The organism is Lacinutrix sp., assembly GCF_037625555.1.
GTDB lineage: Bacteria > Bacteroidota > Bacteroidia > Flavobacteriales > Flavobacteriaceae > Lacinutrix.
Genome location: NZ_JASJHV010000055.1, coordinates 1 through 9,678 on the forward strand (window position 1 = coordinate 1; position 9,678 = coordinate 9,678).

Sequence of the window (9,678 nt, forward strand, 5' to 3'; positions counted from 1 at the left end):
TTTCAAATAAAATTAAATAACTTGTCCTTATTATATATGCAATATATATGAAGTAAATTAATCTTTAAAAAATACAAGCATTGTCTATTAAAAAAATTCTCCGAATATATATCAAAAAATAAGACTTGAAACTTAAAAAGACATCTTGCTAAAAACCTAAACAATAAATAGTTGTAATTTATAGTTATATGTATTGCCTTTCTCTTTCTAACCTATTATATTTGTTGCCTTAATTTACACATATGATACAAGTTACTTTACCAGATGGCAGCGTAAAATCTTTTGAGACTAATTCAACACCTTTTGATGTTGCTAGGTCGATAAGCGAAGGGTTGGCCAGGAATGTTATTTCTGCAAGCTTTAATAATGTTACAGTTGAAACAACCACACCTTTAGCAACTGACGGAAGTTTAGTATTGTACACTTGGAATAATAATGAAGGAAAGAAAGCTTTTTGGCATTCTAGCGCTCATGTTTTAGCCCAATCTATTGAAGAACTATATCCTAATGCGAAGCTAACTATTGGTCCTGCAATTGAAAACGGTTTTTATTATGACGTAGATTTTGGTGACATAACAATATCTGAAAAAGATTTTAAAACAATTGAGAATAAAATGCTTGAGATTGCTCGTGGTAAACATGAGTTTAAAATGAGAAGTGCTTCTAAAGCTGAAGCTCTGGAACTCTTCAAGAACAACTCATTCAAAACAGAATTAATAGAAAACTTAGAAGATGGTACAATCACTTTTTGTGACCAATCTACATTTACAGATTTATGTCGTGGTGGACACATTCCAAATACAGGAATTATAAAGGCAACAAAAATATTATCTGTAGCTGGAGCGTATTGGAGAGGAGACGAAACAAAACCGCAATTAACTCGTGTTTATGGTATTACTTTTCCTAAACAAAAAGAGTTAACCGAATATTTAGCTTTATTAGAAGAAGCTAAAAAACGTGACCATAGAAAACTTGGTAGAGAATTAGAGTTATTTACATTCTCTCAAAAAGTTGGAGCTGGTTTACCTTTATGGCTACCAAAAGGCGCTGCTTTACGTGAACGTTTAGAAAACTTTTTGAAAGCTGCACAGAAAAAAGCAGGATATGAAATGGTAATGACTCCACATATTGGTCAAAAAGAATTATATGTTACTTCTGGACATTTTGCTAAGTATGGAGAAGATAGTTTTCAAACTATAAAAACACCTAAGGAAGATGAAGAGTTTTTATTAAAACCGATGAATTGCCCTCATCATTGTGAGATTTATAATGCTGCACAATGGTCTTATAAAGATTTACCTAAAAGATTCGCTGAGTTTGGAACAGTTTATAGGTATGAACAAAGTGGAGAATTACATGGATTAACTAGAGTTCGAGGCTTTACACAGGATGATGCTCATATTTTTTGTACACCAGACCAATTAGACGCTGAATTTAAAAGTGTAATAGATCTAGTGCTTTATGTTTTTGGTTCTTTAGGATTTGAAAACTTTACTGCTCAAGTCTCTTTAAGAGATCCTGAAACTCCAGAAAAATATATTGGGAGTCTAGAGAACTGGGATAAAGCAGAACAAGCAATAATTAGTGCTGCAAAAGACAAAGGGTTAAATTATGTGATTGAAACAGGCGAAGCTGCTTTTTACGGTCCTAAGCTAGACTTTATGGTAAAAGATGCATTAGGAAGACAATGGCAACTTGGAACTATACAAGTAGATTATAATTTACCAGAACGTTTTGAGTTGACTTATAAAGGTAGCGACAATGAACTACATAGGCCAGTGATGATTCATCGTGCTCCTTTTGGTAGCATCGAACGTTTTATAGCTATTTTACTTGAACATACTGGTGGAAATTTTCCACTTTGGTTAATGCCAAAACAAGTTTCAATATTAACTCTTAGTGAGAAATATGAAAAATACGGTGAAAAAGTTTTAAATTTGCTAGAAAAACACGAAATTCGCGCACTTGTAGACAACCGTAGTGAAACTATTGGTAAGAAAATTAGAGAGGCTGAAATGAACAAAACGCCTTATATGATTATAATAGGAGAAAATGAAGAGAACGAAAACAAGATATCTGTAAGACAACATGGTGGAGACGATTTAGGCACGATAAGTGTAGATGAATTCTCAGAAGTTGTTAAAACAGAAATAAATAAGACATTGAAACAATTTTAATATAACGTTTAACTAAAAATATAAAGTCATAGCAATACGTAGAAAAAGATCAAGAGGACCTTTAAGAGTCATTAAAGAAGACCAACACAGAATAAACTCGAAAATTAGAGCAGAAAAAGTGCGTCTAGTTGGAGAAAATGTCGAAGTTGGTATTTATACAACTAGAGAAGCTTTAGCAATGGCTGAAGAACAAGAATTTGATTTGGTGGAAATTTCACCAAAAGCAGATCCTCCTGTATGTAAAATCATGGACTACAAAAAGTTTCTTTACGAACAGAAGAAACGTGACAAAGCTATAAAAAGTAAAGCAACCAAAGTTATTATTAAAGAAATTCGTTTTGGTCCACAAACAGATGATCATGATTACGAGTTTAAAAAGAAACACGCTGAAAAGTTTTTAAAAGAAGGTGCTAAATTAAAAGCATTTGTATTCTTTAAAGGGCGTTCGATTGTGTTTAAAGAGCAAGGTCAAATTTTATTGTTGCGTTTAGCACAAGATCTTGAAGAAATTGGTAAAGTTGAACAAATGCCAAGATTGGAAGGTAAAAGAATGACTATGTTTATTGCTCCAAAAAAATAGAATAGTTAGTTGTAGATTTCAATTTCTACAAAATGAAATTATAAGTGAAATAATTAAAAACTAGGAAACAAGATGCCTAAAATGAAAACAAAATCTAGTGCTAAAAAGCGTTTTAAGCTTACAGGTACTGGAAAGATTAAAAGAAAGCACGCGTTTAAGAGTCATATCTTAACAAAGAAGTCAAAAAAACGTAAGCTTGCTCTAACGCACAGTACATTAGTACACAAAGCCGATGAGAACAATATTAAAATAATGATGCGCTTAAAGTAACATTATATTTAATAGGTTAAAAATTATTTATAAACCATGGAGTTAGGCTAAATAAGATTAAAAAAAGTGTCAATATATTGACCGCCTTCTACAAAACACATTAAAATTATGCCAAGATCAGTAAATTCTGTTGCCAAAAGAGCCAGAAGAAAAAAGGTGCTTAAACAAGCAAAAGGTTACTTCGGACGTCGTAAAAACGTTTGGACAGTAGCAAAAAATGCGGTTGACAAAGCGATGCAATATTCGTACAGAGACCGTAGAGTAAAAAAGAGAACATTTCGTGCATTATGGATCACGCGTATCAACGCAGGAGCTCGTTTACACGGTATGTCTTATTCACAATTTATGGGAAAATTGAAAGCTAATAATATCGAATTAAACCGTAAGGTTTTAGCAGATTTAGCGATGAATCAACCAGCTGCTTTTGAAGCAATTGTAAACAAAATTAAATAAGGGCATTTTGCCAATTGAATAATTATCATTTCACTTATATAATAGAAAGTCCGATTCAAAAGAGTCGGACTTTTTTTATTACAAATAAACTGTAAAACTTATACTTAAGTTAAAACTATACTTACTATACTAGTATCTTTAATTGTAAAGCAAAAGAATAGATTTCTCAAAAATAAAATTAATAGTTTCAGATATGGATGGTACATTACTTAATTCTAAACATACAATAAGTGATACATTTTTTAAACTTTTTAATGATTTAAAATATAATATCTTTTTACCAAACAAATCTCATTCAACTAATAATGCAGGATATATGATTCATTCTCATTTAAGCTCTGTATTGAGTTCTTATGTCTTTTATGGTCAAGGCTATCATTCTATTATTTTTAATAGAGATGTTACAGATTTTAATGATAACTATGCTCAATTAAAGATTAAAAGAGATTTTTTTCACTCTAAGGGAGATATAAATATTATTGATAGTGCTATTAAATAAGCCAAAAAGATTTTGTATACTTTCTTATTAACACTCCTATTGGTTAAAAACAATATGATATTGAATACTAAAAAAACAACCCAACTAAACTAATAGTAAAAACAAATATAAAGTTCATATGCTAAGTTTTTTGTTTTTTCTTTTTAGCTGCAGGAAACAATACATTATTGAGTATCAACCTATAGCCTGGTGAAGTTGGATGTAACTCTAACTCTGTTTTTGGGTCGCCAACTTTATGAGTATAATCTTCCGGATCATGACCTCCGTAAAATGTAAAAAAGCCTTTTCCTTTAATACCATGAATGTATTTTGCTTCGCCATTTGTTTTATTTTCTCCCATTACAAGGACATTACTTTTTATTTCTTCGCGTGCAAATGAGGTTGTTTGTCCCATAAAACCTTTTACTAATGCGGTATGGTTTTGACAAAGCATAGTAGGAATTGGATCCCATTTTGCAGAGAAATCCATTAGTGAAAAATAATCTGTTTGTTTTGGAATTCTTCGTCTTTGGGTCATGTCTATATTAGAAAACTCATAAACCATTGGGCTTCGTTCTAAAGTAAAATCTTTGAAAGCAAATGTTTTACGATACACTATTTTAGACTGGTAATTAGCATCACTTCCATCTCCATCAAACATAGGTTCGCAAATATCTATACCTTCTGCGGATAATGCAATATCAAAACTATCTGTAGCACTACACATAGCAAACATAAATCCACCTCCTACAACATAATCTCTAATTTTTAATGCAACGTCTCTTTTCTCTTCAGAAACCTTAGCATAACCTAATCTTGTAGCCAATGCTTCTGCTTCTTTTTTTTCTTCAATGTACCAAGCTGAAGCTCTATAACGTGCATAAAACTTACCAAATTGTCCAGTAAAATCTTCGTGGTGAAGGTGTAACCAATCATATAAAACTAATTCATCTTTTAAAACGTTTTCGTCGTAAATCGTCTCATAAGGAATCTCAGCATAAGTTAATACCATAGTAACAGCATCATCCCAAGGTAATTTTCCTTTTGGTGTGTAAACTGCAATCTTAGGTACTTTTTCTAAGACAACAGCTTCCATATTTTTACTTGGACTACTAATATCTTCAAGAATACTTTCGGCCATTACATTGCTTAAAACCTCGAAACTTACACCTCTTATTTTACATTCTTTTTGTATTTGATCTGTATCTGGTAATAAAAAGGAACCTCCTCTATAGTTTAATAACCATTTCACTTCAATGTCTTTAGCTAAAGTCCAATAGGTAATTCCGTAGGCTTTTAAATGATTTTCTTGAGTCTCTGCATCCATAGGAATAAGGATATAAGATGCGTAACTTTGAGTTGATAATAGTAGGATAAATATAAATAGTAATTTTTTCATAGTCTGATTTCTAAACTACCTCTTTTAAGTTTTAAGCATAAATAATTAGGTAGAAAGATAATCAAAAATTATTCCATCTTAATTATAGAAAATTAATATTATCCTGCAGATAGAAGCTTGGCTAAACCTTGTGTACTTGGAAATTGCTCAAGAATAATTTTAAAGAATACAGTAATAGGAATTGCCATTATTAAACCTGGCACACCCCAAATAAATCCCCAAAACATTAAAGCAACAAGTACTGTTATAACGTTTATAGAAAAAGATTTACCCATAAAAATAGGCTCTAAAATACTACCGTAGAGCACTTGTGTTCCAGCTATTGCTATTATAAAAAATAGTAATGTACTGGAGGCCTCTAATTCTATAAAAGCGAAAATTGATAGTAAAATTACTGTTACAAAGGAACCTACCATTTGAACAAAGTTAATTAGAAAAGCAAATAATCCCCAAAAAATTGGGAAACTAACATCGAAAAAATAACATGCCAAACCTGTAAATACTCCTGTTAAAAAACTTACAAGTACTTTTACTTTTATAAATTTAATAAGTTCGTTTTCAATTTTTATGAAGGTTCTAATAGATTGATGCCTATTTCTTAATAGTGTTTTATTGAGTAGGTTTTCGATATTAATAGACTCGGCTAACCATAGTACTACAAAGAAAATAGTCATTAATAAGGCTGTTAAAGTCTTGCTTATAATGCTTAATATGTTTCCAAAATTATCAAAAATGGCCTCTTTATTAAGAAAGCGAGATAGTTTTGTATTATCATCTTCTATGGCATCAGTTCCAAAAACAGATTCTATTTCAAAAACCAAATGATTGACTTTAGTTTGAGTTTTTAAAAAGAAAGAGGAGTTGCTTTCCATTATTTGTTTACTAGACAATTTAACCAACTCCATTCCTAGTTTTACACCCAGAATTATTATTAAAATAACAATAAAAATACTAATAAGTTTATGCACGCCTCTACGTTTTAAAAAACGCATTAAGGGCAAAAACAACAATGCTATAAACATTGAAAAAAATAAAGGAATAAAAATAAACGACAATATTTTAAGTAAATAAAAAAGTATTGGTATTACTATAAATAGCAGTAAATAGTTTGTTGTACGCAGCTTATCCATGTATTGTTACACTTGTTTTATGTAAAGATAAATTAAAGATGTCTTTTCTTTCTGAAATTTAACAGGAAATTAAGCTTTTTTTAAAATGATGTTAGTTGCTTCTAAAACTGCTTCTTTTGGGTATTCACCATAATAGCTAATAAAATCACCTTTTAGTGAAACTACAACAAAACTAGAGCATGGATAGTGTGCATTAAAAAAAGTGTTTTCAATTAAGCATACTTAGGTTTTCCTTCTAAATTATTTATGACAGATTTATTAGAAGTACACGAAATTATAATTGAAAGTAAAATTAAAAATACTATTTTTTTTCAAAAACAAATATTAAAACGGCACTTCATCATCTGGAGCTCCAAAGGCATCTTCTGGAGATGCTGTAAAATTATCCTGTTTAAATGTATTATCGTTTGCAGCAGCATTCATTTTACTATGAAATTCTTGTCCAAAAGGAGTATCAAAATCGTCTAGATTATCAAATTTACCTAAATTTCCAATAAATTTTAATCTAATATTTTCTAATCCTCCATTTCTATGTTTAGCCACAATAAACTCTCCTTGCCCTGCTGTAGGAGATTGATCATCATCATCCCATTCATCAATTTTATAATATTCTGGTCTATATATAAAAGATACAATATCTGCATCTTGCTCTATGGCTCCAGATTCACGCAAATCTGATAATAAAGGTCTTTTACTACCTCCTCGAGTTTCTACTGCACGAGATAATTGTGATAATGCTATTACTGGGATTGATAATTCTTTTGCTAATGCTTTTAAGTTTCTAGAAATAGTAGAGATTTCTTGTTCTCTATTCCCTCCGTTACCTGTAGCAGTCATAAGCTGAAGATAGTCAATCATTATCATTTTAATTCCATGTTGCGAAGCTAAACGCCTTGCCTTTGCACGTAAATCGAAAATAGAAAGTGATGGTGTATCATCTATAAATAATGGCGCTTTTTCAAGTGCTTTTACTTTAACGTTTAATTGTTCCCATTCGTGTTTTTCTAATTTTCCTGTTCTTAATTTCTCTGAAGACAATCCTGTTTCACTAGAAATTAAACGCGTTATTAATTGAACAGATGCCATCTCTAAAGAGAAAAAAGCAACTGGAATATTACTATTTACTGCAATATTTCTTGCCATAGTTAGTGTAAGTGCTGTTTTTCCCATACCTGGTCGAGCAGCTATAATAATTAAATCGCTCTCTTGCCAACCAGAAGTTAATTTATCTAGTTTATCGAAACCAGAAGGAACACCACTCATTCCGTCTTTTTTAGAAATCTCTTCAATTTTCTTTTTGGCTTGTATTACTAAATCTTGTGCAGTTTCACTAGATTTCTTAATATTTCCTTGGGTAACTTCATATAGCTTAGATTCTGCTTTGTCTAATAAATCGAAAACATCTTGAGTCTCATCGTAAGCAGTTTCAATAATTTCACTAGAAATTTTAATTAAACTTCTTTGAATAAATTTTTGTAAAATAATTCGAGCATGAAATTCTATGTGTGCAGAAGAAGATACTTTTTGTGTTAACGAAATTAGATAAAAATCGCCTCCAGCTAAATCTAACTTAGCATTTGTCTTTAATTGAGTTGAAACGGTTAATAAGTCGATAGGTTGACTTTCTTGAAATAACATAAAGATGGCTTCAAAGATATGCTGATGCGACTCTTTATAAAATGCATCTGGACTTAAAATATCGATTACTTCATCGACACCTTTTTTATCAATCATCATTGCACCAAGCACAACTTCTTCTAAATCAATAGCTTGAGGTGGTATTTTTCCTTTTTCCAATGAAATAATTGTGCTTTTATCTACTTTGTATCCAGATATTTGGTTTGGTTGTTTCATATACAACGAATGTAAAACAATTGTTATGAGTATGTGAATTTTATACGTTCTCAATCTTCACACCTCATTAACAATTCAACTGTTAATAACTCGGTTTTATTGTTAATAAGCATAAAAAAATCTAAAAGTTTAGCTTTCAGATTTTAATATTTAAAGTATTTATTACTGTTAGCCTTTATAAACTCCCATTTGAGAATATTTGTCCATACGCTTAGCAACTAAATCTTTTGGTGATAAGTTTTTAAACTCGTCGTATGTTTTTTCGATAGCTGTTTTAACAGCTAAAAATGTTTTTTCTCTATCACTATGTGCTCCTCCTAAGGGTTCTTTAATAATTTCGTCTACTATCTTCATTTTCTTCATATCGCTAGCAGTTAATTTTAAAGCTTCAGCAGCTTGTTCTTTATACTCCCAGCTTCTCCATAAAATAGAAGAACAAGATTCTGGAGATATAACAGAATACCATGTATTCTCTAGCATTAATACTTTATCTCCTACACCAATACCTAAAGCTCCACCAGATGCTCCTTCTCCAATTACGATAGTAATTATTGGTGCTTTTAAACGTGTCATTTCTAGAATATTTCTTGCAATAGCTTCGCCTTGACCACGCTCTTCTGCTTCTAAACCAGGATATGCTCCTGGAGTATCTAATAGTGTAATTACAGGTATACCAAACTTCTCTGCAGATTTCATTAAGCGTAATGCTTTTCGATAACCTTCAGGATTTGCCATACCAAAGTTTCTATATTGTCTTGTTTTTGTGTTATATCCTTTTTGTTGACCAATAATCATGTAACTCTGATCTCCAATTTTACCTAAGCCTCCTATCATGGCTTTATCGTCTTTAAAGTTACGATCTCCATGTAACTCTAAAAATGTATTTCCACATAAAGCTTTAATATAGTCTAAAGTATAAGGTCTGTTGGGATGACGAGACATTTGTACTCTTTGCCAAGGCGTTAAGTTCTTATAAATCTCTTTTTTAGTGGCAACGAGCTTTTTTTCTATTTGCTTACAGGTTTCTGTAACATCAACATCGCTCTCTTTACCTATAACTTGACATTTATCTAATTGATCTTCAAGTTCTTTTATTGGTAGTTCGAATTCTAAATATTCCATTGAGAATTGTATTAGTATAATTTCTTAGTTAGCTTACAAAATTACACAATTTTTTCGTTTTGAGACTTCTTATTCCTAAAGGCTTTTCTGTTTTTTATAATTCCATTTAATAAAACAGTTACCAAAATAATAAGAGCACCATAATAAAACGATGGTGACATCGTCTCCGTTAATGGAAAAATAATGAGTGCTAAAACCACTCCATAAATAGGCTC

The 9,678-nt window shown here is 31.0% G+C and carries 9 protein-coding genes; 5 read left to right on the forward strand and 4 right to left on the reverse strand.

From position 1 onward, the window contains the following. Positions 1-242 precede the first annotated feature (242 nt). The 5 genes from thrS (at position 243) to QNK89_RS04205 (ending at position 3,979) form a co-directional block, all read left to right on the forward strand. Entirely contained in the window at positions 243-2,177 is a 1,935-nt protein-coding gene (thrS, locus tag QNK89_RS04185; protein ID WP_340169705.1) for a threonine--tRNA ligase, read from the forward strand. A gap of 70 nt (positions 2,178-2,247) precedes the next feature. Continuing rightward, entirely contained in the window at positions 2,248-2,757 is a 510-nt protein-coding gene (infC, locus tag QNK89_RS04190; RefSeq protein WP_340169712.1) for a translation initiation factor IF-3, read from the forward strand. Between the two features lie 72 nt (positions 2,758-2,829). Then, positions 2,830-3,027, forward strand: a complete 198-nt coding sequence (rpmI, locus tag QNK89_RS04195; RefSeq protein ID WP_300206203.1) for a 50S ribosomal protein L35 — start codon at positions 2,830-2,832, stop codon at positions 3,025-3,027. A gap of 108 nt (positions 3,028-3,135) precedes the next feature. Continuing rightward, the gene (gene rplT, locus QNK89_RS04200; RefSeq protein ID WP_340169706.1) at positions 3,136-3,480 is read left to right on the forward strand and encodes a 50S ribosomal protein L20; all 345 of its coding nucleotides are present in this window, start codon (positions 3,136-3,138) and stop codon (positions 3,478-3,480) included. 193 nt (positions 3,481-3,673) lie between these two features. Continuing rightward, positions 3,674-3,979 carry a hypothetical protein gene (locus QNK89_RS04205; protein WP_340169707.1) on the forward strand — a complete coding sequence of 102 codons (306 nt, stop codon included), beginning with the start codon at positions 3,674-3,676 and terminating at the stop codon, positions 3,977-3,979. Positions 3,980-4,100: 121 nt separating this feature from the next. Here the strand turns inward: QNK89_RS04205 and QNK89_RS04210 are convergent, their stop codons facing one another. The 4 genes from QNK89_RS04210 to QNK89_RS04225 all read right to left on the reverse strand — a co-directional run bounded on the left by QNK89_RS04210 (position 4,101) and on the right by QNK89_RS04225 (position 9,463). Further along, positions 4,101-5,357, reverse strand: coding sequence for an asparagine synthetase B (locus QNK89_RS04210; RefSeq protein ID WP_340169708.1), 1,257 nt, complete (start codon positions 5,355-5,357; stop codon positions 4,101-4,103). 98 nt (positions 5,358-5,455) lie between these two features. Next, the gene (locus QNK89_RS04215) at positions 5,456-6,487 is read right to left on the reverse strand and encodes an AI-2E family transporter (RefSeq protein WP_340169709.1); all 1,032 of its coding nucleotides are present in this window, start codon (positions 6,485-6,487) and stop codon (positions 5,456-5,458) included. Positions 6,488-6,811: 324 nt separating this feature from the next. Further along, entirely contained in the window at positions 6,812-8,341 is a 1,530-nt protein-coding gene (dnaB, locus tag QNK89_RS04220) for a replicative DNA helicase (RefSeq protein ID WP_340169710.1), read from the reverse strand. A gap of 168 nt (positions 8,342-8,509) precedes the next feature. Continuing rightward, positions 8,510-9,463, reverse strand: coding sequence for an acetyl-CoA carboxylase carboxyltransferase subunit alpha (locus tag QNK89_RS04225; RefSeq protein WP_340169711.1), 954 nt, complete (start codon positions 9,461-9,463; stop codon positions 8,510-8,512). Positions 9,464-9,678 lie beyond the last annotated feature (215 nt).

What these genes read in the sequence shown, in the direction of transcription:
- thrS (WP_340169705.1), top strand. Translation starts at nt 243, where the DNA reads ATGATACAAGTTACTTTACCAGATGGCAGCGTAAAATCTTTTGAGACT.
- rpmI (WP_300206203.1), top strand. Translation starts at nt 2,830, where the DNA reads ATGCCTAAAATGAAAACAAAATCTAGTGCTAAAAAGCGTTTTAAGCTT.
- rplT (WP_340169706.1), top strand. Translation starts at nt 3,136, where the DNA reads ATGCCAAGATCAGTAAATTCTGTTGCCAAAAGAGCCAGAAGAAAAAAG.
- QNK89_RS04205 (WP_340169707.1), top strand. Translation starts at nt 3,674, where the DNA reads ATGGATGGTACATTACTTAATTCTAAACATACAATAAGTGATACATTT.
- QNK89_RS04210 (WP_340169708.1), bottom strand. Translation starts at nt 5,357, where the DNA reads ATGAAAAAATTACTATTTATATTTATCCTACTATTATCAACTCAAAGT.
- QNK89_RS04215 (WP_340169709.1), bottom strand. Translation starts at nt 6,487, where the DNA reads ATGGATAAGCTGCGTACAACAAACTATTTACTGCTATTTATAGTAATA.
- dnaB (WP_340169710.1), bottom strand. Translation starts at nt 8,341, where the DNA reads ATGAAACAACCAAACCAAATATCTGGATACAAAGTAGATAAAAGCACA.
- QNK89_RS04225 (WP_340169711.1), bottom strand. Translation starts at nt 9,463, where the DNA reads ATGGAATATTTAGAATTCGAACTACCAATAAAAGAACTTGAAGATCAA.